The organism is Streptomyces sp. NBC_00557 (genome assembly GCF_036345995.1).
Classification (GTDB): Bacteria; Actinomycetota; Actinomycetes; order Streptomycetales; family Streptomycetaceae; genus Streptomyces.
This window is the reverse complement of sequence record NZ_CP107796.1, coordinates 5132596-5158525: the sequence shown is the minus strand read 5'-3', so window position 1 is coordinate 5158525 and position 25930 is coordinate 5132596. Positions and strand designations below refer to the sequence as shown.

At 73.6% G+C, this 25930-nt stretch carries 25 protein-coding genes and 1 tRNA gene; 16 read left to right on the top strand and 10 right to left on the bottom strand.

Annotated elements, in window-relative coordinates:
* Positions 1-131: 131 nt before the first annotated feature.
* Positions 132-1517, bottom strand: a complete 1386-nt coding sequence (locus OG956_RS22525) for a sensor histidine kinase (protein WP_330339791.1) — start codon at positions 1515-1517, stop codon at positions 132-134.
* Positions 1514-2233, bottom strand: a complete 720-nt coding sequence (locus tag OG956_RS22520; RefSeq protein WP_330339790.1) for a response regulator transcription factor — start codon at positions 2231-2233, stop codon at positions 1514-1516. Before OG956_RS22520 ends, OG956_RS22525 begins: the two co-directional genes overlap by 4 nt.
* A 97-nt stretch (positions 2234-2330) precedes the next feature.
* Here OG956_RS22520 and OG956_RS22515 point away from each other — a divergent pair, with 97 nt between their 5' ends.
* Positions 2331-2852: a hypothetical protein gene (locus OG956_RS22515; protein ID WP_330339789.1), complete on the top strand. Its 522-nt coding sequence runs from the start codon at positions 2331-2333 to the stop codon at positions 2850-2852.
* A 24-nt stretch (positions 2853-2876) separates the two neighbouring features.
* Here the strand turns inward: OG956_RS22515 and OG956_RS22510 are convergent, their stop codons facing one another.
* Complete coding sequence (locus OG956_RS22510; RefSeq protein WP_330339788.1) at positions 2877-3764, bottom strand: spermidine synthase; 888 nt, start codon at positions 3762-3764, stop codon at positions 2877-2879.
* A gap of 137 nt (positions 3765-3901) precedes the next feature.
* Positions 3902-4312, bottom strand: a complete 411-nt coding sequence (locus OG956_RS22505; RefSeq protein WP_330339787.1) for a hypothetical protein — start codon at positions 4310-4312, stop codon at positions 3902-3904.
* Between the two features lie 266 nt (positions 4313-4578).
* On the opposite strand from OG956_RS22505, the gene OG956_RS22500 reads away from it, so the two are divergent.
* Positions 4579-6039, top strand: a complete 1461-nt coding sequence (locus OG956_RS22500; RefSeq protein ID WP_330339786.1) for a hypothetical protein — start codon at positions 4579-4581, stop codon at positions 6037-6039.
* Between the two features lie 79 nt (positions 6040-6118).
* Here the strand turns inward: OG956_RS22500 and OG956_RS22495 are convergent, their stop codons facing one another.
* Positions 6119-6715: a histidine phosphatase family protein gene (locus OG956_RS22495; RefSeq protein WP_330339785.1), complete on the bottom strand. Its 597-nt coding sequence runs from the start codon at positions 6713-6715 to the stop codon at positions 6119-6121.
* 215 nt (positions 6716-6930) lie between these two features.
* Between OG956_RS22495 and OG956_RS22490 the strand changes: the two genes are divergently transcribed.
* From OG956_RS22490 to OG956_RS22460, 7 genes are all read left to right on the top strand, one after another.
* Positions 6931-7872: a phosphatase PAP2 family protein gene (locus OG956_RS22490; RefSeq protein WP_330339784.1), complete on the top strand. Its 942-nt coding sequence runs from the start codon at positions 6931-6933 to the stop codon at positions 7870-7872.
* A complete protein-coding gene (locus OG956_RS22485) occupies positions 7769-9124 on the top strand; it encodes a hypothetical protein (protein ID WP_443065592.1) in 1356 nt (451 codons plus the stop codon). Before OG956_RS22490 ends, OG956_RS22485 begins: the two co-directional genes overlap by 104 nt.
* On the top strand, positions 9115-10713 hold the full coding sequence (locus tag OG956_RS22480; protein WP_330339783.1) for a hypothetical protein: 1599 nt from the start codon (positions 9115-9117) through the stop codon (positions 10711-10713). Before OG956_RS22485 ends, OG956_RS22480 begins: the two co-directional genes overlap by 10 nt.
* A complete protein-coding gene (locus tag OG956_RS22475; protein WP_330339782.1) occupies positions 10710-12047 on the top strand; it encodes an AAA domain-containing protein in 1338 nt (445 codons plus the stop codon). The genes OG956_RS22480 and OG956_RS22475 overlap by 4 nt, the downstream gene beginning before the upstream one ends.
* Before the next feature lie 284 nt (positions 12048-12331).
* Positions 12332-12700 carry a hypothetical protein gene (locus OG956_RS22470; protein WP_330339781.1) on the top strand — a complete coding sequence of 123 codons (369 nt, stop codon included), beginning with the start codon at positions 12332-12334 and terminating at the stop codon, positions 12698-12700.
* Between the two features lie 130 nt (positions 12701-12830).
* Positions 12831-13400: a bifunctional DNA primase/polymerase gene (locus tag OG956_RS22465; protein ID WP_330339780.1), complete on the top strand. Its 570-nt coding sequence runs from the start codon at positions 12831-12833 to the stop codon at positions 13398-13400.
* A tRNA-Lys gene (locus OG956_RS22460) sits at positions 13391-13464 on the top strand. Before OG956_RS22465 ends, OG956_RS22460 begins: the two co-directional genes overlap by 10 nt.
* 191 nt (positions 13465-13655) lie before the next feature.
* Here OG956_RS22460 and OG956_RS22455 read toward each other — a convergent pair.
* Positions 13656-14945 (bottom strand): M6 family metalloprotease domain-containing protein, encoded by a 1290-nt coding sequence (locus tag OG956_RS22455; protein ID WP_443065591.1) that lies wholly within the window; start codon positions 14943-14945, stop codon positions 13656-13658.
* 291 nt (positions 14946-15236) lie between these two features.
* Between OG956_RS22455 and OG956_RS22450 the strand changes: the two genes are divergently transcribed.
* The gene (locus tag OG956_RS22450; RefSeq protein ID WP_330339778.1) at positions 15237-17033 is read left to right on the top strand and encodes a putative bifunctional diguanylate cyclase/phosphodiesterase; all 1797 of its coding nucleotides are present in this window, start codon (positions 15237-15239) and stop codon (positions 17031-17033) included.
* Between the two features lie 55 nt (positions 17034-17088).
* On the opposite strand, the gene OG956_RS22445 is transcribed toward OG956_RS22450, so the two are convergent.
* The 3 genes from OG956_RS22445 to OG956_RS22435 form a co-directional block, all read right to left on the bottom strand.
* Complete coding sequence (locus OG956_RS22445; protein WP_330339777.1) at positions 17089-18186, bottom strand: LLM class flavin-dependent oxidoreductase; 1098 nt, start codon at positions 18184-18186, stop codon at positions 17089-17091.
* Positions 18187-18267: 81 nt separating this feature from the next.
* Positions 18268-18999, bottom strand: coding sequence for a maleate cis-trans isomerase family protein (locus tag OG956_RS22440; RefSeq protein WP_330339776.1), 732 nt, complete (start codon positions 18997-18999; stop codon positions 18268-18270).
* On the bottom strand, positions 18996-19784 hold the full coding sequence (locus OG956_RS22435; protein ID WP_330339775.1) for a maleate cis-trans isomerase family protein: 789 nt from the start codon (positions 19782-19784) through the stop codon (positions 18996-18998). Before OG956_RS22435 ends, OG956_RS22440 begins: the two co-directional genes overlap by 4 nt.
* A gap of 147 nt (positions 19785-19931) precedes the next feature.
* Here OG956_RS22435 and OG956_RS22430 point away from each other — a divergent pair, with 147 nt between their 5' ends.
* Together OG956_RS22430 and OG956_RS22425 are read left to right on the top strand one after the other, a co-directional pair.
* A complete protein-coding gene (locus OG956_RS22430) occupies positions 19932-20882 on the top strand; it encodes a D-2-hydroxyacid dehydrogenase (RefSeq protein WP_330339774.1) in 951 nt (316 codons plus the stop codon).
* A 31-nt stretch (positions 20883-20913) separates the two neighbouring features.
* A complete protein-coding gene (locus tag OG956_RS22425) occupies positions 20914-22296 on the top strand; it encodes an amidase (protein ID WP_330339773.1) in 1383 nt (460 codons plus the stop codon).
* Here the strand turns inward: OG956_RS22425 and OG956_RS22420 are convergent.
* Entirely contained in the window at positions 22283-22777 is a 495-nt protein-coding gene (locus OG956_RS22420) for a DUF3830 family protein (protein WP_330339772.1), read from the bottom strand. The two genes, OG956_RS22425 and OG956_RS22420, sit on opposite strands and share 14 nt — an antisense overlap.
* Before the next feature lie 47 nt (positions 22778-22824).
* On the opposite strand from OG956_RS22420, the gene ehuB reads away from it, so the two are divergent.
* Genes ehuB through ehuA form a run of 4 tightly spaced genes read left to right on the top strand, consistent with a single transcriptional unit; the run spans position 22825 to position 25877 of the window.
* Positions 22825-23742: an ectoine/hydroxyectoine ABC transporter substrate-binding protein EhuB gene (gene ehuB, locus OG956_RS22415; RefSeq protein ID WP_330339771.1), complete on the top strand. Its 918-nt coding sequence runs from the start codon at positions 22825-22827 to the stop codon at positions 23740-23742.
* Positions 23739-24458 carry an ectoine/hydroxyectoine ABC transporter permease subunit EhuC gene (gene ehuC, locus OG956_RS22410; protein ID WP_330339770.1) on the top strand — a complete coding sequence of 240 codons (720 nt, stop codon included), beginning with the start codon at positions 23739-23741 and terminating at the stop codon, positions 24456-24458. Before ehuB ends, ehuC begins: the two co-directional genes overlap by 4 nt.
* Complete coding sequence (ehuD, locus tag OG956_RS22405; protein WP_330339769.1) at positions 24455-25105, top strand: ectoine/hydroxyectoine ABC transporter permease subunit EhuD; 651 nt, start codon at positions 24455-24457, stop codon at positions 25103-25105. The genes ehuC and ehuD overlap by 4 nt, the downstream gene beginning before the upstream one ends.
* A complete protein-coding gene (ehuA, locus tag OG956_RS22400) occupies positions 25095-25877 on the top strand; it encodes an ectoine/hydroxyectoine ABC transporter ATP-binding protein EhuA (RefSeq protein WP_330339768.1) in 783 nt (260 codons plus the stop codon). The genes ehuD and ehuA overlap by 11 nt, the downstream gene beginning before the upstream one ends.
* The last annotated feature ends 53 nt before the right edge of the window (positions 25878-25930 follow it).

Genomic DNA, 25930 nt, shown 5'->3' with positions numbered 1-25930 from the left:
CGCGTGCCTGCCTTCGCTGTTCAGGGGGGTGGGGTGCGGCAGCACGCTAGCGATGTGGAATCGGGCAAATGGCCTGATCGGGACGGTGATTGCAGACCTTAGGGTTCGCTTAAGGAAGGGATCGGGGACGATTAATGGTCGAGACCAGTCGCGACCGGTTTGCGCGGCCGGCGACGGCGCGTCCGGTGTCCCCGCCCGGCCGGTTTGCGGCCGTCGAGCTGGAACCAGATCCGCACCTCGGTGCCGCCCAGCACCGAGGAGCCGATGCGGACGTCGCCGCCGGTGGACTCGGCGAGCCGGCGCACGATGTCGAGGCCGAGGCCGGTGGAGCCGGCGGCGCCGGAGCCGCGGCCACGGGCCATCGCCGCCTCCGGGTCCGGTATGCCGGGGCCCGCGTCGGAGACCAGCACGATCACCGCGTCCTCGGCGTTGTGCACGTCCACCGCGAAGGCGGTGCCCTCGGCGGTGTGCCGGAACACGTTGCCGAGCAGGGCGTCGAGCGCGGCGGCCAGGTCGGCGCGGGCCACGGGTATCCGCACCGGCCGCTCCACTCCGGCCACCCGCCACTTGCGGCCCTCGTCCTCGGCGAGCGCGGACCAGAACTCCATGCGCTCACGCACCACTTCGGCCGCGTCGCAGCCGGCGCCGGGCCCGGGAGCGGCCGTCTGCGGTTTGGCCTCGCGGGCCGTGCGGATGATGGTGTCGACCTCGCGCTCCAGCTGGGCGACGGCGGCCCGGGTCTGCTCGGCGGCCGGTCCGCCGCCCAGCGAGGCCGCGTTGAGCCGCAGCACGGTGAGCGGGGTGCGCAGCCGGTGCGAGAGGTCGGCCGCCAGTTCCCTCTCGTTGGCGAGGAGCTGGACGACCTGGTCGGCCATGGAGTTGAACGCTACTGCGGCGAGGCGGAGTTCGGTGGGCCCGTCCTCCGGCACCCGGGCGCCCAGCTTGCCCTCGCCCAGTTCGTGCGCGCCTTCGACCAGCCGCTGGGCGGGCCGCACCATGCGCACCCCGAGCCGGTCGGCGACGGCGACCGAGCCGACGATCAGGGCGAGGCCGACGGCCGCGAGGACCGCCCAGGCCGTGCCGACGCCGTTGGTCACCTCGGACTCGGGGACGTAGACCTCCACGACGGCGATGTCGCCGGAGCCGAGCGCGACCGGCTGGAGCAGGGTGGAGCCGCCGGCCACCGTGGTCGTGGAGGCCCGGCCCATTCTCCGTACGGCCTGGATGTCGCGGTCGGCGGCGCGCTGCCGGCCGATGTCGAGCGCGGACCGGCCGCCGTCGGCGGGCAGGTGGACGGCCATCCCGGAGTCGGCGCCGGCCGAGGCCACGACCCGCTCCAGTTCGTCCCGGTCGGTGGTGATGGACAGCGCGGGCGCGACCGCGGCGGCCTCCCGCTCGGCGTTCGAGAACGCCCGGTCGCGGGCCATCTCCTTGACGACCAGGCCGAGCGGGACGGCGAAGGCGACCACGACCATCGTGGTGACCGCCAGGCAGACCTTGACCAGGGCCCATCTCATCGCGCCGGCTCCCCGTCCGCCGAGGGTTCCGCGGGCGGTTCGAGCTTCACGCCGACGCCCCGGAGCGTGTGCAGATAACGGGGCCGGGCGGCCGTCTCCCCCAACTTGCGGCGCAGCCAGGACAGATGGACGTCGATGGTCTGGTCGTCGCCGTAGGACTGCTGCCAGACCTCGGCGAGGAGCTCCCGGCGCGGGACGACGACCCCGGGCCGGCCGGCGAGGAAGGCGAGCAGGTCGAACTCGCGGCGGGTGAGGTCGAGGCGGGCCCCGTCCAGCTCGGCCTGGCGGCGCAGCGGATCGACGGTCAGGCCGCCGACCCGGAGCACGGAGGAGGGCGGGGCCTCCGCGCCGGCCGAGCGGGCCCGGCGCAGCACGGCCGCGATCCGCGCCGAGAGGTGCTCCACGGAGAACGGCTTGGTCAGGTAGTCGTCCGCACCGGCGTTCAGCAGCCGGACGATCTCCGACTCGTCGTCCCGGGCGGTGGCGATGATGACGGGGACGTCGGTGATGCCGCGGAGCATCTTCAGCGCCTCGGAGCCGTCCAGGTCCGGCAGTCCGAGGTCCAGGATGACCACGTCGAACCGGAAATGGGCGACCTCGCGCAGCGCCTCCAGTGCCGTACCGACGCTGCGCACGGTGTGCGCGGCCTCGGTCAGGTGCCGGATGAGCGCCGAGCGTACGAACTGGTCGTCCTCGACCACGAGCACACTTGCCATGCGCCGCACCGTACGCCATACGGCCCACACCCGGCTGGCGCCTGTGGACAACTCCGGGCATGTGCGCACGGCGGTCCCCTGAGGCAGTATGGCCCGGATGCGCAGAGGACTCGTACACGTACTGGCGTGGCTGCTCGCGACGGGAGCGGCGGTCACGCTGTCGTGGTGGGGCGTGCACACGGTGATGGCCGGGACGGCGTACGACCCGCCGCGCGCCCTGCCGGTCACGGCCGCAGGCGCCACGGCCCAGGGCTCGAAACCGCTGCCCTCGCCGACGACGCCTCACCCGTCCCCGTCGCGGCGGCCGTCGAGCACCCCGACGGCACCGGCCGCCACCCCCACGCGGTCTCCGAGTCCCCCGCCCACCCCCGCGTCCTCTCCTTCCGCGTCCGCGTCCGGCCAGGTCAAGTCGTACGACACGGCCGGCGGCCGGGCCGTGTTCGATCTGGGCACGGCCGACGCCACGCTCGTCTCGGCGACTCCGGGGACCGGCTGGTCGATGCAGGTGTGGAAGACCGAGACCTGGATCCGGGTGGAGTTCACCCGGGGCACGGACCGGGTGTCGGTGTTCTGCACCTGGCACGACGGGCCGCCGCACGTGGAGATCGGGAACTACTGAGCCCCGTAGGCGACGGCAGCCGGATCAGCGGAACACCGACGGCGGCGGGGCCGGGGAGGCCACCGCCGCCTCGTCCGTCACGGGGGCCGCGCCGCCCGTGAAGTCCCTGAGCTGCCTGCCGTGTTCGACCCGCGCCGGGTGCGGGTCGGAGGCGGCGCGGCGGGTCAGTTCGGGAAGGGGGAGCGGGGCGTCGGAGGCGACCAGGACGGCGTTGCCGAAGCGCTTGCCGCGCAGCACGGCGGAGTCGGCGATCAGGGCGAGTTCGGCGAACCGGGCGGCGGCGGTGGCGATCTGGCCGCGCAGATGGGCCAGCGGCGGGCCGTCGGCGAGGTTGGCGGCGTAGACCCCGGACGGCTTCAGGGCGCGGCGGACCTCGTCCAGGAACTCGGTGGAGGTCAGGTGGGCCGGGGTGCGGGCGCCGCTGAACACGTCGGCTATGACCAGGTCCGCCCAGCCGTCCGGCACCTTGGCCAGGCCCGTGCGGGCGTCCGCCGAGCGCACCCGGATCCGGGCGCCGGGGTCCAACGGCAGCTCCCGGCGCACGAGTTGGACCAGGCGCGCGTCCCGCTCGACGACCTGCTGGGTGGACCGGGGCCGGGTGGCGGCGGTGTACCGGGCGAGGGTGAGGGCGCCGCCGCCGAGGTGCACGGCGTGCACGGGCCGGCCGGGCGGGGCGGCGAGGTCGATGACATGGCCGAGGCGGCGCTGGTACTCGAAGGACAGATACCCGGGGTCGTCCAGGTCGACGTGCGACTGGGGGGCACCGTCGATCAGCAGGGTCCAGGCCCGGCTGCGGTCGGGGTCGGGGACGAGTTGCGCGAGCCCGCCGTCGACCGCCTCCACGACGGCTTCGGCGGCGGACGGCCCGCGGCGCGTGCGCCGCGCGTCCCGTGTGTTCCTGGACCTGCCCATCGGACCATTTTCGCAGGCCGGCCACTCCGCCGCCCGGCCGGGCGGACGGCAGGCCCGCCACGGCCTTTGCGGGCCGGCCGCTCCGCCGCCCGGCCGGCCGGTCCGCAGGCTCGCTGCGGCGGCCCCGGGCGGCGGCGCTACCTGCAGCTGTCGGCCGCCTCGATCAACCGGGCCGCCTCCCCGAGGGCCCGGCGCAGCACGGTCGGGTCGGTGGCGAGATCCGCCTCGCCGGGCGGCAGCAGCCAGTCGGAGCCCTCCACCGGCGGCTCGGGGTTCAGCCTGAGCCCGCGTCCGTCGGTCCGCGTGCAGGTGCTGCCGGGCACGTCCCAGCCGGCCGCGGTGCCCGCCGGGACGAGGAAGCCGAGGGTGGCGCCGCCGTCGTGCAGCACGGGGCCCACCGCGTCACCGGCGCCGCGCCGCAGGATGTCGACCGCCTCCAGGCCCTGCCGGGCCGGCACCGTCACGAGATCGCAGGCCGACGCGTCCCCCACGGCTCTGGACGGCGGCGTACACACCTCGTTGCTCTGGCGGGACTCCCCGGTCTCCATGACGTCCTCCACCACACAGCCCTGTTGCGGTCCACCGGGTCCAACGCGCGAGCACGTCAACGGCTACGGCCGAAGTGCGCCGCAAAGGATGGCACTTCATGGCAGATCGTGGATGAGATATCCGGTTTGTAGCTAAACACTGCGTGGCGAGCCCCTCACAGCAGGTACGTTCATGCCCGCCGGAACCAGGGCGTCACTCGGACAACTCGTCACGAACCCGTCCCGGATCCGGCATGGTTCGACGGTTCGCACGAGAGGACCCGGCCATGGCGTCGTCAACCGTGACCTCGTCACAGCCCGATCGGCCACCCCGGCCGAACCTCGCCTTCCGGCAACTGCGCGGCAGGCGCTCACCGGCCGAGTTCGCGGCGCTCGTACGGCGCGCCGCGCGCGAGATCGGTGAGCGGGTGAGCTGTGACGCGCGTTACGTCGGCAGGGTGGAGGCGGGTGAGATCCGCTGCCCCAACTACGCCTACGAACGGGTGTTCCTGCACATGTTCCCCGGACGCACGCTCACCGACCTGGGCTTCGCGCCCCGCTCGTCCGTCCGCGGCCGCGCCGCGCGTACGACGGCGGACGCGGCCGGGGAACCGGCCGCCGAGGCGCCCGCTGAGTCGGCCGGTGCCGTCGATCCGTATGACATGCAGGACCCGTGCGGCGCGCCAGGACCGTACGCGAAAGACCACCTGAACCACGAGGAGAGCGACGTGCTGCGTCGCGCATTCATGACCGGCGGAGGCGCCACGGTGGCCGCCGCCACGCTGGGCCCGCTGGGGCTCGCCGCGGACGCCGCGCCGCCGGCCCGTACTCCGCGCCGGGCCGGCGGCCCCGAGGCGGCCGCCCTGGAGGAGGCCGTCCGCCGGATCCGGCTGCTCGACGACCGGCACGGCGCGGACGGCCTCTACCGGCGTGCGGCGGCTCCGCTGCGCGCGGCCTACGCCCTGCTGGACGCCGGCGCGACCCGGCAGACCACCGCGGACCGGCTGCACGCGGGCGCCGGTGAACTCGCCATCTCCGTGGGCTGGCTGGCACACGACTCGGGCCGTTTCGACGAGGCCCGCTCGCACTACGCGGAGGCGCTGGCCACGGCCCGGATGACCGGTGACCAGGCGCTGGAGGCGCACGCCTTCTGCAACACCGCGTTCCTGGCGCGGGACGCCGGCCGGCCCCGGGAGGCGGTGCGCGCCGCGCAGGCCGCCCAGCGCGCGGCGGCCCCGCTGGGCTCCGCCCGCCTGATGTCCCTGCTCGCGCTGCGCGAGGCGGGCGGCTGGGCGGGGCTCGCCGACCGGACCGGCTGCGAACGGGCGCTGGCCCGCGCGCAGGCCCTCTTCGCCCGGGGCCGCTCGGACGCCGACCCGGAGTGGATGAGCTTCTACGGCGAGGCCGAGCTGGAGGGGCTGGAGGCGCAGTGCTGGTCCACGCTGGGCGACTGGCGGCGGGCGTCGCGGCACGCCTACCGCGCGGCCGAGCTGCAGGATCCGCACTTCACCCGCAACATCGCGCTCTACACGGCGGAGCTGGCCGACGACCTCGCCCGCGAGGGGCGGCCGGACGAGGCGGCCGCCGCGGGGCTGCGCGTGCTGTCCCTGCTGGACCAGGTCCAGTCGTCCCGTATCCAGGGCATGCTGGCCGGCACCGCGCGCGTGCTCCTGCCGCACCGGCGGGCGTCCGGGGTGTCGGAGTTCCTGGAGCGGCACGCCTCGATGCCGCGGACGGCACGGATCTGACGGCCGCCGGCGCGAGCCTGACGGCCGTCGGCCCGAGCGGCACACGTCCGTGCCGTGGACGGCGCGGGCCTGGGGACCGTCAGTGCACCAGGTGCCCGAGGTCGTTCCAGCTCTCGATCGCCGGCTCGCCGTAGGCCCAGCCGAGGACCGACAGCGAGGTCGGGTTGAGGCGGATCCGCGCGGCGAAGTCCAGCGGGAGACCCAGCCAGCGCGCGCCTATGGAGCGCAGGATGTGGCCGTGGGCGAAGACCAGGACGTCGCGGTCGGCCGCGCGGGCCCACGCCACCACCTCGTCCGCGCGCGCGGTGACCTCGGCGATGCTCTCGCCCCGAGGCACCCCGTCCCGCCAGATCAGCCATCCCGGGCGCACGGCCTGGATCTCGGCCGGGGTCAGGCCCTCGTAGGCGCCGTAGTCCCACTCCAGGAGCGTGTCCCAGGTGCTGGCGCGGTCGCCGAAGCCGGCCAGTTCGCAGGTCTCACGCGCGCGTGCCAGCGGGCTGGTGCGCACCTCGGCCTCCGGCAGCCCGTCCAGCGGCGCCCGGTGCAGGCGCTCGCCGAGCAGCTTGGCGCCCCGCCGCCCCTCCTCCAGCAGCGGCACGTCGGTCCTGCCGGTGTGCTTGCCGGACAGCGACCAGTCCGTCTGTCCGTGCCGGGCCAGCAGGATGCGCGGTGCCATGGGGGACCTTTCCGGAAGCGGGACGCCACACAGACGTCGTGAAAACAAGAAAAGACGACTTCTCCATCATCGCGTACCCCCGGCCGGGGCAACCCGGGGGGCGATCTCGGCGTCTTTGTGGGCCGGAGCGCCCTCATGGGCGGGATGCGCACACCGTAAAGTGGCACGGTCGCCCGCCGGGGCGCGCCGCACAGCAGAAGGGGGAGGGCGATCGGATGCCGCAGACCGAGACACCGGCCACCGAGGAGGCCCGTACCCGGCTGCGCTGGTGGACCGAACTGCCGCTGATCGTCCTGGTCTACGGCTGCTACTCGGCCGGCCGGCTCCTGGCCCGCGGTGACGTCTCCTCCGCCGTCGACCACGGCCTGGCGATCCTCCGCTTCGAGCAGGACCTGCACCTGAACGCCGAGCATCCGCTCAACCGGCTGTTCACCCGCGAGCCGTGGCTCGGCGTGCCGGCCGACTTCTGGTACGCCTCGCTGCACTACGTGGTCACGCCCGCCCTGCTGGTCTGGCTGTTCCGGGCCCGCGCCGGGCACTACCGGCGGGCCCGCACCTGGCTGATGACGTCCACGTTCATCGGCCTGATCGGCTTCACCCTGCTGCCGACCTGCCCGCCCCGGCTGCTCTCCGCCGGCCACGGCTTCACGGACACCATGGCGCACTACAGCTCGTACGGCTGGTGGGGCGGCGACGCGAGCGCGCCGCGCGGCCTGGGCGGCATGACCAACCAGTACGCGGCCATGCCGAGCCTGCACGTCGGCTGGGCGCTGTGGTGCGGGGTGATGCTGTGGCGGCACGGCGGCACGCGCGCGGCGAGGATCCTCGGTGTGCTCTATCCGCTGGGCACCGCGCTCGTGGTCATGGGCACCGCCAACCACTATCTCCTCGACGCGGTCGCGGGCGTCGCGGTGATGGGCGTCGGCGCCCTGCTCGCGCCGTGGGTGATGCGGGCCGTGGACCTGGTCCGGGCACGTCTGCTGCCGCGTACCGCACCGGTCGCGCAGGGTGCCGGTTCCCCGATTGTCAGTGCCGGATGCCAGACTTCCGCGGGTGAGCGATTTCCACGGCAGCGCGAGTCGCAGCTCGACGCCGGGACCGAACCGGACACCTCGCCCAGCGACGCGGGAGAAGGGGCTCCGGCACCGGCTCGCTGAGCTGCGCGGTCCCGACGTACCGGCCAAGGCCCTGGACGCGCGCGCCCTCGCGGCCCTCGCCGCGAACCCCGGGTGCGCGCGGCGGGCGATCCTGGACGGCGCCGGGGTGGACAAGGCGCGGCTGGCGAGCGCGCTGGGCGCGCCGTCCGCCTTCGGGCAGTCGCAGTTCGCGCTGACGCGCGGCAACGCGTTCGAGGCGAAAGTGAAGGCGGACGGCGGCGCGGAGCTGCTCCGGCTGGCGCACGCCCGCCTCGACCCCGGCGCGGCGCCGCCCGAGGGGGCGGCCGTGCCGGACCTGACCGCGCATGGCCCCGAGGGCCGCACGGCCCGTACGGCGCTGGCGCTGCGGGAGGCCACGCAGGCGGGCGGCTGGACCCTGCTGGACCACCCGATGCTCGCCCTGGACGTGGCCGGCTCGCTCGCCTTCCTGGAGCCGGACGCGGTGGTGGTGCACCCGGACGGCAGCTGGTCGGTGGTGGAGATCAAGTCCTTCCCGATGCTGGACGGTTCGGCGGACCCGGCGAAGGTCGGCGCGGCGGCCCGGCAGGCGGCGGTGTACGTGCTGGCCCTGGAGGAGGTCGCCGCCCGCCTCGACCCGGTTCCGGCCGTACGGCACCGGATCCTGCTGGTGTGCCCGAAGGACTTCTCCAACCTGCCCGCGGGATCGGCCGTCGACATCCGCAAGCAGCGCGCGGTCACCGCACGCCAGCTGGCGCGGCTCACCCGCATCGAGGAGATCGCCGGGTCCCTGCCCGAGGGCACGTGCTTCGCGCCCGGCCGCAGCGCCGAGGAGCTGACGGCGTCGGTCGAGGCGGTCCCGGCGACGTACGCACCGGAGTGCCTGTCCACCTGCGAGCTGGCCTTCCACTGCCGGGAACGCGCCCGCGAGGAGGGCGCCGTCACCCGCCTGGGCCGACCGCTGCGCGCGGAACTGGGCGGGCTGACCACGGTGGGGGACGTCCTGGCCGCGGCCCACGGCAGGACCGGCGACCCGACCGACCCGACGGTCGCGGCCCTGCGCCGGGCGGCGGCCCTGCGCACCGAGGCCCTGCGGGCTGCGGACGCGGCGGCGGCTGTGCACACCGACACCCTGCCGAGCGCGGCCCGGGCGGCGGCCGTGAGCGACCACGCTCCCGAATCCACGGACCAGGCGGAAGCCTCCCCCGCCGAAACCCCCGAGCCCGCGGACCGGGCGACAGCCGTCCCCGCCGAAGCCCCGGAGGACGCGGCGGAGGTGGGCGCGTGTCGCTGATCGCCGCCCTTGCCCGGCTCGAGGCCGTCGAGACCGGCCGGGCGCAGCCCGCCGCGACCGTCCGGCACCGGCATCTGTCGGCGCGCCCGCTGGTGTTCGTGCCGCTCACCACCGCCGGTGAGGCCGGCGCCCCGCTCGGCGCGCTGGTCGGCACCGACCGGGACGCGCCGCGTCTGCTGGTCGTGCCGCAGCCGCGCGACCGTGATCTGCGCTTCGCCTTCCTCGCCGACCTGGCCGACGTCGTCCTGCCGTACATCGACTCCTACGCCGAGTCCGTGGAGGCGGCCGAGCGCACCGAGACCGACCCTGAGACCGGCAAGCGGGTGAAGGTCGAGGTCGAGCTGTGCTCGGACGCCCCGCAGCTGATCGTGCCGAGCCGCGCGGGCCTGGACTTCGTACGGCTGCTGGGCCGCTCGATGCGGTTCCGCCGGACCGCCGAGCAGGATCCGGAGGCCCCCTATCCGGCGCCGCCCCGGGTGCCGCTGCTCGGCCGCTGGCTGACCCACTACGGCGAGCGGTCCCGGGTCCCCGGCTCCTCGCTGCTGCTGGCGCTCACCGATGTCCTCTCCCGGCACTGGGCGACCGGCCAGTCCAGCCTGGAGGACCAGCACCTGGGCGCACTCCTCGCCTGGATCGACCCCCCGGAGGGGACCGACGGCGCCGCGGCGGCGCGCCGCGCCGAGCTGGCCCGGGACGCGGCCGGCCAACTGCTGTGCCCGCCGGCCGGTCCCGCCACCGACCCGGCGTTCGACAACAAGCTGCTGGCCCCGGCCATCGAGCGCTACGACCGCGCGCGCACCGCGCTGGCCGCCGCCGAGGACGCCCCGGCCGCCGACGACCGGCTGGCCGCGCTGACGGCGGCCGAGCGGGAGATCCGCGACCTGGTGGCAGGCGTCACCCGGCCCACGTGGGACGCGGTGTGGCGGGGCCTGGACCTGCTGCGGGCGCTGCCGGAGGGCGCGCACGTCGAGGAGCGCTGGACCCGCGACCGCTGGTCCTTCACCGGCCACCGCGACCGGGTGCTGGCGGGCGAGCCCCCGCAGCCGCGCCGGGACGACGCGGTGACGGCGGCGAACAAGCTGGCCGCGCGCGAGCGCGAGCAGGCCCGGCTGGAGGCGCAGGAGGCGCTGGACGACCCGCTGGTGATGGCGGGCCGGCGGCTGGCCGGGGAGGCGTTCGCGGGCGAGGTGACCGATGTCGTCATGGCCTACAGCGAGGGCAAGCGGCCGAGCCCCCGCCCGCTGGTGACGGTCCGCACGGACGACCGGCCGCATCTCGCCGAGCGCGCGAAGGTGTACCGCTCGCTGAACGGCAAGCCGCAGTCGGCGGAGTTCGCCGGGTACGAGGACTCCCCGGACGGGCGTGTGCTCGTCCTGCGCGTCCTGGACAAGATGGGCCGCGGCAGGGAGCCGGAGCCCGGTTCGGTGCCGGAGAAGGGCGACCGGGTCTGCTTCACGCTCTTCGAGCACGAGCAGCGCGGCGGCGCGAAGCTGCCCGACCCGGAGGAGACGCCGTGGACGCACGGAGGACCGCCGGGTGAGCCCGCGCCGGAGGCCCCCGACACCGTGACCGAGGAGGATCTGCTGTGACGACGGTCGACTTCGACCCCTCGGCCGCCGCCGCCCGCGCCACCGACGCGATCCTGTACGACACCCTGCACGGCACCGAGCGCGGTGTGGTCGTGGACTCCCCGCCGGGCGCGGGCAAGTCGACGCTCGTGGTGCGCGCGGCCCTCGAACTGGCCGACGCCGGGCGCCCGCTGATGGTCGTGGCCCAGACGAACGCCCAGGTGGACGACCTGGTGCTGCGGCTCGCCGAGAAGAACCCGCAGCTGCCGGTCGGCCGCCTGCACAGCAGCGACACCGACCCCTACGACAAGGCGCTGGACGAGCTGCCGCAGGTCCGCACCTCCGCGAAGGCGGCGGATCTGAACGGCCTGCCGGTGGTCCTGTCCACGGCGGCGAAGTGGGCGCACGTGAAGGCCGACGAGCCGTGGCGGCACGCGATCGTGGACGAGGCGTACCAGATGCGCTCCGACGCCCTGCTCGCCGTGGCCGGCCTGTTCGAGCGGGCGCTGTTCGTGGGCGACCCCGGGCAGCTGGACCCGTTCGCGATCGTCGGCAGCGAACAGTGGGCGGGCCTGTCGTACGACCCCTCGGCCTCCGCCGTGACGACCCTGCTGGCCCACAACCCGACGCTCCCGCAACACCGGCTCCCGGTGTCCTGGCGCCTGCCGGCCTCCGCGGCGCCCCTGGTCTCGGACGCCTTCTACCCCTACACGCCCTTCCGCAGCGGTACCGGCCACGGCGACCGCCGCCTCGCCTTCGCCGTCCCCTCCGACGGCTCCGGCCCGGACCGGGTGATCGACGAGGCCGCGGAGTCCGGCTGGGGCCTGCTGGAGCTGCCGGCCCGGCACACGCCGCGCACGGATCCGGAGGCGGTGCGGGCGGTGGCCACGGTCGTGCGCCGGCTGCTGGACCGGGGCGGCGCGGCGGTCTCCGAGCGCTCGGACGATCCCACGCCCCTCACCGCCGACCGCGTCGCCGTGGGTACGGCGCACCGCGACCAGGCGGCGGCCGTCCGCGCGGCGCTGGCCGAGCTGGGCGTGCCGGACGTCACCGTCGACACCGCGAACCGTCTGCAGGGCCGGGAGTACGACGTCACGGTCGTCCTGCACCCGCTCTCCGGCCGCCCCGACGCCACCGCGTTCCACCTGGAGACCGGCCGGCTGTGCGTGCTGGCCTCCCGCCACCGCCACGCCTGCATCGTGGTCTGCCGCGCCGGCGTCGGCGACCTCCTGGACGCCTACCCGTCCACGGAACCGGTCCAGCTGGGCACCCTGGTGAAGTTCCCGGACGGCTGGGAGGCGAACCACGCCGTACTGGCGCACCTGGCAGAACACCGGGTGACCTGGCGGCCGTGACGATCCCTTCACCCCCACAGCCGGTCAGCATGACACCGCCCGACCCGCCGGACGGAGTCCGGCACGCCGCCGGAGGCGGCCCATGGGCACAGCCCGGACGGCTGGGAGGCGAACCACGCCGTACTGGCGCACCTGGCAGAACACCGGGTGACCTGGCGGCCGTGACGTGATCGGCCGCAGCGGTGGAGCTTCGGCCAGGGCGGCCTCTTGCGGGGGCGCGGGACAATGGACGGTGGCCCACCTGAAGGCGGTGCCCAGCGAACCGTACGAGGAGGAGACAAGACATGGCGGAGCCCACGCCGCGTCGCAACGAGCCGCGGCTACGCCCCGCGCCTCTGATCTTCGAGCCCGCGGAGGCGGCCGCCGATCCCGAGCACTTCTTCGACCTGGAGTCGATCGAGGATCCGCGGGCGCTGCTGGCCCGGGCCACGGAGCTGACCCAGGCGTTCCGCGCGGCCGCCGACCGGGCCGTGGAGTTCCAGGCCATCGCCGCGGCCCAGCTCGCCGACCCGCGCCGGTTCGACCGGCTGACCCCGGCGGACATCGCCGAGCGGGCGGAGTGGACCGAGGACTACGCGAAGAAGATGGTCGAGTTCGGGCGGGACCTGATGCGGGGCAACGCCGAGGGGCGGACGTCCCCCGATCCGGTGTGAGTCCACGCCCGGTGTGCGCGACCCGCCTGGCATATGCCAGGCGGGCAAGATACTCCTCCCCTGCCTCCTCTGTCCCGGATTTCGGCAACTCAGAAGGATCGTTCGCTCACGGCGGGTATACCTGGGTGTCATGAGCAGCGCACCGAACGTGACCCGAGTCACCTCCGACGGCGTCGACTGGCTCGCCTCGGCGGCGACGTACCCGCGCAGCACGGTCGCCCTCTGGGAGGAGCGCCCCGACGCCCCGGTGGTCCTGCCCTGCGGCACCGCCTTCGACGTGGTGAGCGCCCCGGCGGTCTTCGGCCGCCGCATGCTGGACCGGCTGTGGGACGACGGCCCCGGCTCGGGGCCGGTCGCGGTGTTCCGGGGCCGCGTGCTGCTGTTCGCCGCACCGGGCACGGCACAGCGGCTGCCCTCGCTGCTGGCGTGGGAGGAGTGGGGCTCGAACCGTACGGAGGCGATGCCGCCGCTGCTGTGCCACGGCACGGGCGACGCGGTGACCGTCCCGGCGCCGGCCGGCTGCGACACCGGCGGCGACTCGCGCTGGCTGGTCGCCCCGGACACGCGTCACCCCTGGCTGCCGGGGCCCGAGGTGGTCCTCTGGGCGGCCGTCCGAGCGGCCCGGGAGGCGGTGCGCATATCGATTTTTCCTCCCGCCGACCAGGATGCTAATGTCTACGACGTCAGCAGGCGCCGCTAGCTCAGTTGGTTAGAGCAGCTGACTCTTAATCAGCGGGTCCGGGGTTCGAGTCCCTGGCGGCGCACGATGACGATGGCGAGGCATGTCCGTGGAAAGCGCGGACCTGGCTCGCCATCTCTGTTGTTGCGCGGCTTCGCCGCGCGTTGCGGGGGCTTCGCCACCCACACCCCCATGGCTCCGGTGAACCCTGTCGAGAAGGCACCAGTGCGGTGAGGTCGGTCGGGAAACGCCGGCGCGATGATCATCCGCCGGAGGTCAGCCGGAAACGGCCTGGGTGATGCGTACCGTCCAGGCTCCCGACGGGGTCCTGTCCTCCACGCTCACCCTGACCCCCGTCCCGGGGACGGTGAAGGTCTCCCCCAGGGCCACCGGGGCGTCGGCGAGGGGCGGGTAGACGGAGGTCTCCCAGCAGGCCTCGGTGTGCGGGTGGGCGTCGACGACCTCGATGGGGCCGCCGCCGGACTCCGCCCCGCTTCTGATCCGGTACACCAGCACCCCCTCCCGGCAGGACGTCCGGTCGTTGCCGGCCGTGCCGCGCGCCTCGAAGCCGAGGACGCTGTCGGGGCCGGTGCGCACCAGCGCCAGCTTCACCCCGTGGCCGAGGCCGAAGGCCGGCGCCCCCGCCGCGCCCTGCACCGGGACGCCGGGCCCCGCCTCCAGCGGCTCCAGGGTCAGCCGGGTCGGGCCGGCGCCGCGCACGCACACCACCTGGCGCGGATCCAGCCAGCCCAGTTTCCACCTGTGCCAGGCGAAGAGATCCGGGGCGAGCCCGAACTGGCTGCCCATCAGGTCCCAGTCGCCGACGTAGGTGTCCCAGTCGCCCTTGCCGTCGACCGGGCGGTGGTAGAGGTCGGGCAGGTCGAAGACATGGCCGGTCTCATGGGCGAGGACGAGCCGGTCCGGCGGATGCTTCTCGAACACGGTGACGACCCGGCGCACGTCGGCGCCGTCGACGTGCACGGGCGTGTCCAGGTTGATGACCTTCGTGGCGTCCGAGTCGACGCCGGGCGCGTCCGGGTCGGCGACGAAGTACACGACCCGGTAGCGGGAGAAGTCGACCTCCTTGTCGGCCGCCTTGAACGCGTCGCGCAGATAGGCGGCCCGGTCGTCCGCGTCCCAGTCCCGCTTCATGGCGTACGCCGTGGACGGCCTGGGCATGCGCAGCCAGTGCGTCAGCGGGTGCGGGCGCAGGGTGAAGCGGCCGTAGGAGGCCTGTGCGTAGTAGCGGCTGGTGGCCGGGAAGTGGTCGGCCGTCAGCTCGGCGGGGGTGGTGCGCGGGGTGGCGTCCGGGAAGGACAGGAACACCAGCACGGCGTCGATGGCGCCGACCGGGTGGCTGTAGTCCGGGTTCCAGCTGTCCACGCCCTCGGAGTGGTGGGCGGCGGTCCGGTGCAGGGCGCACGGGGTCGTGGAGTACGGCTCGGCGGCGGCCGGGCCGGAGAGGATCGACGTCGCGGCGAGCGCCGACAGCGTGGTGCACACGGCGGCGGTGCTGCGCAGCATGGGCACGGCGTGACCTCCGGATGCGGTTCTCGGGACCCGCATCCAGATTGAGAGTTTTCGTCGCGGTATGCCCTGTTTGCCTGCACCACAAGGGTGAGCGCGCCACGCGCACGCACCGGCGCGCTCCGGCGCTCGACACCCCGAAACACTCACGGAACGTCACAACAGGTCGGAGGCCTGAAGAACCCGTCCAGGTGCGGGCAGAAACGATCTGTCAGAAACTGTGCTCCGTCCGGGACACTGGTGAGTGGCTGGAAGGGCCCGGGGCCAGCCTCTATGATCGGCACACTTTCCGGCACGGACTTCAGATCGAGTGCACTGCGGGAGCGAGCGGTGAGCGGAACGTCCGAAGGGCCGACGCCCGCGGCAGACCTCGACCGGTCAGCCGTCACAGACAGTGACCACACCACCTACCACCGTGTCTTCGCGGCCGCCCCGCTCGCCATGGCCGTCGTGGACGGCGCCGGGCTCGTCGCCGGTGCCAACGCGGCCTTCGGCGAGCTGCTCGGCGCCGATCCGGACACCCTCACCGGCCGGGTCGCCGCCGACCTGGTCGACCTCGCCTCGGACGCGCGCAGCTGGCACGCCTACCGCGAGGTGCTGTGCGGCCGGCAGGCGAAGCTGCGCTGCACCCGCCGGCTGAAGCACCCGGAGGGCCACTCGGTGTGGGTGCAGGTGACCGTGACCCCGCTGAGCGGCGGGTCCGGGGTGCTGCTCTCGGCCGCGGACATCAGCGCCCGCCGTGAACTCCAGGCGCGCCTGCGGCACTTGCAGATGCACGACCCGGTGACCCGGCTGCCCAACCGCACGCTGTTCTTCGAGCGGCTCACCGGCGCGCTGGAGGCCGAGTCGTACGAGCGCAGCGGCACCGGCCGGATCGGGCTGTGCTATCTCGATCTCGACGGCTTCAAGGCGGTCAACGACACCCTCGGCCACCGGGTCGGGGACCGGCTGCTCGCGGCGGTCGCCGAGCGCCTGACCCGGGTGGCCGACGAGGCGGGGTACGCCCGCGCGGTGACACCGCTGGTGGCCCGGCTGGGCGGCGACGAGTTCGCGCTGCTCGTGGAGGACTCCACCGGCACCGAACAGCTCGCCGATCTCGCCGAGTCGGCGCTCAAGGCGCTCGAGGAACCCTTCGATCTGGCCGGCCAGCGGCTGTCGTTGACCGCGTCCATCGGGGTCGTCGAACGCCATGCCGCCGGCACGACCGCCACCGGCCTGATGCAGGCGGCCGACACGACCCTGTACTGGGCGAAGGCCGACGGCAAGGCCCGCTGGACCCTGTTCGACCCCGAGCGCAACGCGCACCGGATGACCCGCCAGGCCCTCGCCTCCACCCTGCGCCCCGCCATCGAGCGCGGTGAATTCACCCTCGAATACCAGCCGTTGGTCGGCATGGAGGACGGACGCCTGGCCGGGGTCGAGGCGTTGGTCCGCTGGAATCATCCTCAGTTCGGCACACTGACGCCGAATCGGTTCATCGGACTGGCCGAGGAGGACGGCTCGATCGTGCAGCTGGGCCGCTGGGCGCTCGCCACCGCCTGCCGCCAGGCCCGCCGCTGGCAGCTGGACCACCCCGAGGAGCCGCCCCTCTTCGTCAGCGTCAACGTGGCCGTACGGCAGGTGTGGGACTCGGACCTGGTGGCCGATGTGGCGCAGACCCTCGCCGAGACCGGACTCGCCCCGCATCTGCTGCAGCTGGAGCTGACCGAGTCGGCGGTGATGGGCTCGGCCGGGCGTCCGCTGCAGGCCCTGCAGGCCCTCAGCGACATGGGGGTGCGCATCGCCATCGACGACTTCGGCACCGGCTACTCCAACCTCGCCTATCTCAGCCGCCTGCCGGTCTCCACGCTGAAACTGGACGGTTCCTTCGTCAGGGGGTTCCAGTACGAGGAGGCGGCCAAGGGAGTCGTGCCGAACCCCGCCGACGAGGTCATCGTCGAGGCGATGATCCAGCTCGCCCACCGGCTCGGCATCACCGTCACCGCCGAGTGCGTGGAGACCTCCGCGCAGGCCGACCGGCTGCGCCGCATCGGCTGCGACACCGGCCAGGGCTGGCTGTACTCCCGCCCGGTGCCGCCGGACCGTATCTCCGAACTCCTCGCCGCGAAGGCCTGCCCCCGGCTCTGAGCGCCCCGGAGACGGCGACGCGGCCCGGCGCCCGGCGAGTGGTGCGCGGCGCGGCTCAGGCGCCCGGCATGCCGTAGGCGTCCGCGATCAACTCGTAGGAGCGCAGCCGCAGTTCACCGCGGTGGGCGTGGGAGACGATCATCAGCTCGTCGGCGCCCGTGCGCTTGTGCAGGTCGTCCAGGCCGGAGCGGACCTCGTCGGCGGTGCCGTGCACGATGTTGGCCGTCCAGGAGGTGATGAACTCCTCCTCCATCGGGCTGAACTCGTGCTTCTCGGCCTCGTCCGGGTCGGGGAACAGGCCGGGCCGGCCGGTGCGCAGCCGGAGCATGTTCAGAGCCATCGCCCGGGTCTGACGGCGGGCCTCACGCGCGTCGTCGGTGGCCAGGGCGGAGACGCCGATCAGGGCGTACGGCTCGTCGAGGACGTCCGAGGGGCGGAAGGTCTGCCGGTACAGGTCCAGGGCCGGGATGGTGTTCTGCGCGGAGAAGTGGTGCGCGAAGGCGAACGGCAGGCCCAGCATTCCGGCGAGGCGCGCGCTGAAGCCGGAGGAGCCGAGCAGCCAGATCGGCGGGCGGTGCGGGGACTGGACGCCGCCCGGGGTGCTGCCCTGCACGGGGCCGGGGATCGCGTGGATGCGGCGGTAGGGGTGGCCGTCGGGGAAGTCGTCGTCCAGGAAGCGGGTGAGCTCGGCGAGCTGCTGCGGGAAGTCGTCGGCGCCCTCGTTCAGGGTGTCGGTGCGGCGCAGGGCGGCGGCGGTGGCGCCGTCCGTCCCGGGCGCCCGGCCGAGGCCGAGGTCGATCCGGCCCGGCGCCAGGGCCTCCAGCGTGCCGAACTGCTCGGCGATCACCAGGGGCGCGTGGTTGGGCAGCATGACGCCGCCCGAACCGAGCCGGATGCGCTCGGTGCGGGCGGCGAGGTGGGCGAGGATCACGGCGGGCGAGGAGGAGGCGACGCCGGGCATCGAGTGGTGCTCGGCGACCCAGTAGCGGTGGAAGCCGCGCGCCTCGGCGAACCGGGACAGCTCCACACTGGTGCGCAGCGCGTCGCTCGCGGTGCTGCCCGCGCCGACGGTCACCAGGTCCAGTACGGAGAGGGGGACGGGGGCGGTTCCGTGCGTCGTGCCCCGGATCTCGTCTGCCTCGGCTGCGGACACGGTGCGGTCCTCCTGTGTGTGGCGTGGGCTGTCCTGCGGTCGCCCAACAGGAGGCAGTCTCCGGTTATTCCCCGGCGCGGCTCACACCTGCACGATCGGCTCGCGCGTGAACAGCTTCCCCAGCGTCGGCGCGTTCACCCGGCGGTCGGCGAGCCTGAGCCCCTCCCACACCGAGACCTGGTTGGCGGTGAGCACCGGCTTGGACAGCGCCTTCTCCAGCAGCTGCAGGTGCGCGGCCGTGTGCAGGGCGGTGTCCGGGAGCAGGACCGCCTCCGCGTCCGGCGCGTCGGCCGCCCGCGCCAGCGTCAGCACGTCCTCCTCGCCCCAGGTGCCGACCTCCGCGGCGGTGATGATCCCCGAGGAGCGCGTCCCGGTGACCTCGAGCCCGCCGGCCCGCAGGAAGTCCGCGAACAGCGCGGCGATGTCCTCGGGGTAGGTCGCCCCGACCGCGACCCGCCGCAGGCCCAGCTCCCGGGCCGCGTGCACGAAGCCGAACGACGTCGAGGAGGCCGGCATCCCGGCCAGCCGGGCGAGCGTGCGCACCTGTGCCTGGGCGCCCTCCCAGCCGTGCACGAAGCCGCCGCTGGTGCACGCCCACACCACCGTCTCGGCGCCGGACAGCCGCAGGCTCTCCATGCCCGCCGCGAGCCGCTCGGCGGAGCCCATCTCGCGCAGCGCCGCCACCCGGTGCGCGTCCTCGCCGATGTCGGTGTGGACCAGGTCCACCCGGATGTCGCTGCCCAGGAGCTGCTCGATGCGCGGATAGTCGTCCTCGGCGGAGTGGCCCGGGTAGAGGAATCCGAGTGCGGTCATGTCCAGCCTTCCTGCGTCTCTTCGGGCAGTACGGGCGGCCAGGCGCGCGCCGACGGGTCCAGCAGCGCCTGGTAGGGGCCCACGGCCCGGGTACCCATCCCGCGCAGCGCAGCCCACATCGTGACCTGGTTCGCGGAGAGCACCGGGATGCGCAGCTCGGCCTCCAGCTGGGGGATCACGTCGTACGTCGGCAGGTTGGTGCAGGAGATGAACAGCGCGTCGGCGGCGCCGGGGCGGACCGCCTGCCGGGCCATGGCGACCACGTCCCGGTACGGCACCTTCCAGATGTGCCGGGTCAGCCCCATGAAGGCGCACCCGGTGACCTGGACGCCGGCCTCGGCGACGAAGTCCTCCAGCGCCCGGGTCACCGACACCGTGTACGGCGTGACCAGCGCGACCCGCCGTACCCGCAGCTCCTCCAGCGCCTGAAGCAGCGCGCCGGAGGTGGTCACCGACGGCGGCGCGCCCGCGAGGCTCATCGCCGCGCGCATCGCCCGCTCCCCGGCGATGCCGCCGACGAAGCTGCCGGAGGCGCAGGCGTAGGCGACGGACTCGGGCGCGACGGCGGTCAGGGCGCGCACGGCGTCGCCGAGGGTCTCGTGCTCGCTGACCAGCCGGGCCAGGTCCAGGCTCACCTCGACCGGCACGAACGGGGTCCGGGTCAGATGCAGCGACACCTCGTCGGGCGCCCAGCGCCACAGCTCGCGGTCGAGCGCGAAGTCGAAGGGTGCCACCACACCGACCCCGCGCTGGGGGCGGGGGCCGCCGAGAAAGGAGACGTCCATGGCTGCCACCCTCACGCTGGGAGACGAGCTGGCAACGGTTCGCGAATGCGCCCGTGTTGACGAAGGTAGGTTCGGGTGCGAGCGTGGTCAATCCGCGCATATGTGCGCGCTGCATCCCCGCCTGTCAGACGGTCGGAGCCGCCCCGTATGACGACCCTGCCCACCCTTCTGGTGCTGGACGCCGACCCGCCGCCCCGGCTCGGCCGGCTCACCGGGCGCGCCCGGATCGTGCACACGGACGCGGCGCGGCTGGCGGAGCGGCTGCCGCAGGCGGACGTGCTGCTGGTGTGGGACTTCACCTCGCACGCGGTGCGCGAGGCCTGGCCGGGGGACGGCCCCCGGCCGGTGTGGGTGCACACGGCGAGCGCGGGCGTGGACCATCTGATGAGCCCGGAGCTGGCCGCGTCGGACACGGTGGTGACGAACGCGCGCGGCATCTTCGACCAGCCGATCGCCGAGTACGTCGCGGCGCTGGTGCTGGCGGTCGCCAAGGACCTGCCGCGCACGCTGGACCTCCAGCGGGAGCGGACCTGGCGGCACCGGGAGGGCCGGCGGGTGGCGGGCACGCGCGCGTGCGTGGTCGGCTCGGGTCCGATCGGCCGGGCGATCGCGCGCACCCTGAAGGCGCTGGGCGTCACGACGGCGCTGGTGGGGAGGGTGCCGCGGACCGGCGTCCACGGCCCGGCCGACCTGGACCGGCTGATCTCCCGCGCGGACTGGGTGATCGCGGCGGCGCCGCTCACCGAGGAGACGTACGGCATGTTCGACGCCCGCCGCTTCGGCGTGATGCAGCCCTCGGCGTTCTTCGTCAACGTGGGCCGCGGCCCGCTCGTCGACGAGGAGGCCCTCGTCCGCGCCCTGACCCGGCGCTGGATCGCGGGCGCGGCGCTGGACGTCTTCACCGCCGAACCCCTGCCGGCCGACAGCCCGTTGTGGGGGCTGCCGGGGCTGATCGTCTCCCCGCACATGAGCGGGGACACCGTCGGCTGGCGGGACGAACTGGGCGAGCAGTTCATCGAGTTGTACGAGCGGTGGGCGGCGGGAAGATCCCTGGTGAACGTGGTCGACAAGGCGCGGGGGTACGTCCCCGGGCACTGATCCCTCGACCGCACGGCCTCTTGGAGGGTGCATGCAGCTCACCGACCTGACCGCCGTACAGCTCCTCGACGGTTACCGCAAGGGCGAGTTCGGTCCCGTGGAGGCCACCGAGCAGGCCCTTCAGCGGGCCCGGCGGATCCAGCCGGAGGTGAACGCGTTCGTGCGCCTCACCGAGGAGGACGCCCTCGTGCGGGCGCGGGAGTCCGAGGAGCGCTGGCGGCGCGGTGAGCCGGCCGGACTGCTCGACGGCGTCCCGGTCACGGTGAAGGACATCCTCCTGCTGCGCGGTCACCCGACCCTGCGCGGCTCCCGGACGATCTCCGAGGAGGGGAACTGGACGGAGGACGCCCCGTCGGTGGCCCGGCTGCGCGAGCACGGCGCGGTGTTCCTGGGCAAGACGACGACGCCCGAGTTCGGCTGGAAGGGCGTGACGGACTCCCCGCTGTCGGGGATCACCCGCAATCCGCACGACCCGGCGCGGACCGCCGGCGGCTCCAGCGGGGGCAGCGCGGCGGCCGTGGCGCTCGGCGCGGGCCCGCTGTCGCTGGGCACGGACGGCGGCGGCAGCATCCGCATCCCGGCCGCGTTCTGCGGGATCTTCGGCCTGAAGCCGACGTACGGGCGCGTGCCTCTCTATCCGGCCAGCGCCTTCGGCACCCTCTCCCACGCGGGCCCGATGACCCGGGACGCGGCGGACGCGGCCCTGCTCCTGGACGTCATCGGCGCACCCGACCCGCGCGACTGGTCGGCCCTGCCGCCCGCGCCGGGCTCCTTCACCGAGGCGCTGCGGGGCGGCGTGCACGGCCTGCGGGTCGCCTACTCCCCGACCCTCGGCGGCCAGGTCGCGGTCCGGCCGGCGGTCGCGGCGGCGGTACGGCGCACGGTGGCGCGGCTCGCCGACCTCGGCGCGTACGTCGAGGAGAGCGACCCCGACTTCAGCGACCCGGTGGAGGCCTTCCACACCCTGTGGTTCAGCGGCGCGGCCCGGCTCACCGAGCGCTTCTCCCCCCGCAAGCGGCAGCTGCTGGACCCGGGCCTGAGGGAGATCTGCGCCCAGGGCGCCCGCTACAGCGCGCTGGACTACCTCGCCGCCGTCGACGTCCGTATGGATCTCGGCCGCCGCATGGGCCGCTTCCATGAACGCTACGACCTGCTGGTCACCCCGACCCTGCCGCTGACGGCGTTCGAGGCGGGCGCGGAGACCCCGAGCGGTTCGCCGCACCGCCGCTGGACGGGGTGGACCCCGTTCACCTACCCGTTCAACCTGACCCAGCAGCCCGCCGCCACGGTCCCGGTCGGCAAGGACGACCAGGGCCTGCCGGTCGGCATGCAGCTGATCGCCGCCCGCCACCGCGACGACCTGGTCCTGCGCGCGGCGCACGCGCTGTACGAGGCGGGTCTCACGCTCTCCTGAAACCGAGCGTCTCCCCCGCCGCCCCCGTTCGCCACAGGTCGTTGCAGGCCTCGGCCATCTCTTCCAGGCCCTCGACCACCTGGCCCCAGACGATTCCCGGGACCCAGCCGACGTCGCCGTTGAGGAGCAGGTTGTTGCGTTCGTAGAACAGGGCGAGGTCGACGACCGTGGCGCCGGGGCGGACCTCGCGGTCGTAGCCGTAGGCCTTCGTGCCGAGTTCGGCGCCGGCGAAGGAGAAGTAACAGAGGTCGCCGGGAATCGGGGTGACCGTCGGGTTCTCCAGTGGGGGTTCCGTGGAGGCGAACGGCGGGAAGAGGGCGTAGATCTCGTTGCGGGCGTACTTGGCGTGGTAGACGTCGCCCGCGAGCGGCAGCGCCTCCCACACCGCCGCGCAGGTCAGGGGCGCGCGGTCGGTCAGGAGGCGGGCCGTGCAGTGCACGTCGCGCTTGGTGAGGGACACGGTGACGAAGCGGTCGGCCATGAAAACCAGGGTGCATACGCCGGGTGCGCTTGGGTAGCCGCGCCGCCATGGCTCCACCAACTGGGAACGACGTACACACATTCCGGTCCAGACCTGGACACACCCGGCGCTCGGTGCTCGGCGGTCTCGCCGCTCTCGGTGTGCTCGGCGCGGCGGGCTGCTCCCGGGTGGCCGAGGCGTCCGGCACCGAGGGCGGCGACCTGCTGGAACGGCTCCGTGCGCAGGGCGTCGTACGGCTCGGGATCGCCGGCGAGGTGCCGTTCGGGTACATCGACAAGGACGGCCACCTCACCGGTGAGGCGCCCGAGCTGGCCAAGGTGATCTTCAAGCGGCTCGGGGTGGACCGGGTGCAGCCCGTGCCCACCGAGTTCGGCTCGCTGATACCCGGGCTCAACTCCCAGCAGTTCGACGTCGTGGCGGCCGGGATGTACGTCAACCCGGAGCGCTGCCGGCAGGTGATCTTCGCCGACCCCGATTACCAGATGCTGGATTCGTTCATCGTCCGCAAGGGGAACCCGATGGGGTTGCACTCCTACCAGGACGTCGTGGCGAAGAAGGCGAAGTTCGCCACCGGCACCGGGTACGCCGAGATCCAGTACGCGGTCGACGCCGGCTACAAGCAGAGCGACATCCTGATCGTCCCCGACCAGGTCGCCGGGCTGAACGCCGTCGAGGCCGGACGCGTCGACGTCTTCGCCGGTACGGCGCTCACCATCCGCGCGGTGGTGAAGAAGTCGGCCAAGGCGGAGGCGATCCGTCCCTTCGCCCCGCTCGTCAAGGGCAGACCGCACGTCGACGGCGGCGCGTTCGCGTTCCGGCCGACCGAGACGAAGCTGCGGGACGCCTTCAACGTGGAGCTGCACAAGCTGAAGAAGAGCGGCGAGCTGTTCCGGATCCTCAGGCCGTTCGGCTTCACCGAGGCCGAGATGACCGACCTCACCGCGAAGGAGCTGTGCGGCGGATGACCTCGGGACTGTGGGAACTCGTACTCGAAGGCGTCTGGACCACCGTCCAGCTGCTGGTGCTGAGCGCGCTGCTGGCCGCCGCCGTGTCCTTCGTCGTCGGCATCGCCCGCACGCACCGGCTGTGGATCGTGCGCTTCCTCGCCGGCTTCTACACCGAGGTGTTCCGCGGCACCTCGGCGCTGGTGATGATCTTCTGGGTTTTCTTCGTGCTGCCGGTCGCCTTCGGCTGGCAGCTGGTGCCCCTGTGGGCGGGCACGCTGGCGCTCGGCCTGACCTACGGCGCGTACGGCTCGGAGATCGTGCGCGGCGCGCTGCAGTCGGTCGACCCGGCGCAGCAGGAGGGCGGTATCGCGCTCGGCTTCTCGCCGGCCCAGCGGATGCGGCTGATCCTGCTGCCGCAGGCGGTGCCGGAGATGATCCCGCCCTTCTGCAACCTGCTGGTCGAGCTGCTCAAGGGCACCGCGCTCGTGTCGGTGATGGGCATGGGCGATCTGACGTTCAGCGCGAACCTGGTCCGGCTGGCCCTCCAGCAGAGCGCGGAGATCTACACGTACGTGCTGCTGATCTACTTCGTGATCGCCTTCCTGATCACCCGGCTGATGCGCGGCCTGGAGAAGCGGCTGAAGGCCGGCGTCGGCAAGAGCGCGGGCACCGAGTCCGCGGCGCGTGAGCTGAAGCGGGCGCAGACGACCGGAGTAGGGGGGCGCGTCGCATGAAGTGGGACTGGAACGCCGTGAGCGGCTTCATGCCGCACTTCTGGGACGGGCTGCTGGTCACCCTTCAGGCCCTGGCCCTCGGTTCGCTGCTCTCCTTCAGCCTGGGCCTGGTGTGGACGCTGCTGATGCGGACGCCGACGCGCTGGGTGCGCTGGCCGGTCGGGGTGCTCACGGAGTTCGTGCGCAACACCCCGCTGCTGGTGCAGCTGTTCTTCCTTTTCTACGTGCTGCCCGAGTGGGGCGTGACCTTCTCCGCGCTGACCACCGGCGTCTTCGCGATCGGCCTGCACTACTCGACGTACACCATGCAGGTCTACCGGGCCGGCATCGAGGCGGTGCCGGCCGGCCAGTGGGAGGCGGCGACCGCGCTGAACCTGCCCCGGCGGCGGACCTGGACCGCGGTGATCCTGCCGCAGGCGATCCGCCGGGTGGTGCCCGCCCTCGGCAACTACGTGATCTCCATGCTGAAGGACACGCCGATGCTGATGACGATCACCGTGCTGGAGATGCTCGGCCAGGCCCGGCTCTACTCCCAGCAGCACTTCCAGTTCACCGAGCCGGTCACCGTGATCGGAGTCGCCTTCATCCTCATCTCCTACCTGGCCTCCCTTCTCCTGCGAGCCCTGGAGCGTCGCCTTGTCCGTTGAGACCCGTCCCCAGCCCTCCCCGACCGACGCCGGGCCGGCCGAGCTGGTCCGCCTGGAGAACGTCACCAAGCGGTTCGGCTCGAACACCGTGCTGGACCGGCTGGACTTCTCCGTCGACGCCGGGAAGCACGTCACCCTGATCGGCCCCTCGGGGTCCGGCAAGACCACGATCCTCAGGCTCCTGATGACCCTCACCAAACCGGACGAGGGCACGATCACCGTCGACGGCGAGCAGCTGTTCCCGGCGCCGGAGAAGCAGGTCCGGGAGGTCCGCAAGAAGATCGGCATGGTCTTCCAGCAGTTCAACCTGTTCCCGAACATGAGCGTGCTGCGGAACATCACCGAGGCGCCGGTGCGGGTCCTCGGCATGTCCAGGGACGAGGCCGAGGAGCGGGCCCGGGAGCTGCTGGAGCTGGTGGGGCTCACCGACAAGTGCGACGCGAAGCCGACCCGGCTGTCCGGCGGGCAGCAGCAGCGGGTGGCGATCGCCCGCGCCCTGGCGATGCGGCCGCAGGTGCTGCTGCTGGACGAGGTGACCTCCGCGCTCGACCCCGAGCTCGTCGCGGGCGTGCTCGACCTGCTCAGGGACATCGCGCGCAGCACCGACATCACGATGCTGTGCGTGACCCACGAGATGGGTTTCGCCCGGGACATCTCCGACCAGGTGCTGATGTTCGACGGCGGCCGGGTGATCGAGTCCGGCACCCCGGACAAGATCTTCAACGAGCCGGAGCAGGAGCGGACCCGGGAGTTTCTCAGCGCGGTGCTGTGACGGCGGGACGCGGACCGGGAAGATGCCGAGGTCCGGCCCCTGGGTCAGGACTC